We start from the raw sequence: 416 nt of genomic DNA on the forward strand, positions 1-416 counted from the left end.
CGACCGGTAACAACGGTACCGCGACCTGAGATCGAGAATACGTCTTCCACTGGCATCAGGAACGGCTGATCAATCGCGCGCTCTGGCTCTGGGATGTAGTCATCCAGAGTTTCAACCAGCTTCTTAACAGCGGTGGTACCCAACTCGTTGTCGTCTTCGCCGTTCAGGGCCATCAAGGCAGAACCAGCAATGATTGGAGTGTCGTCACCTGGGAAGTCGTAAGCATCAAGCAGCTCACGCAGCTCCATTTCTACCAGCTCCAGCATTTCGTCGTACTCTTCGGTACCAACGCCGCCACAGTCTTCAGCCAGCAGGTCCGCTTTGTTCAGGAACACAACGATGAAAGGTACACCAACCTGACGTGACAGCAGGATGTGCTCACGGGTTTGTGGCATTGGACCATCGGTCGCACCACA

The 416-nt window shown here is 54.8% G+C and carries 1 protein-coding gene; it reads right to left on the reverse strand.

What is annotated here, in order from left to right; all coding sequences use genetic code 11:
* A partial coding sequence (locus Q4563_RS16480; protein ID WP_303605253.1) for a GTP-binding protein occupies nt 1–416 on the reverse strand: 416 nt, incomplete at both ends.

The sequence above is a fragment of the Gilvimarinus sp. 1_MG-2023 genome (genome assembly GCF_030548285.1).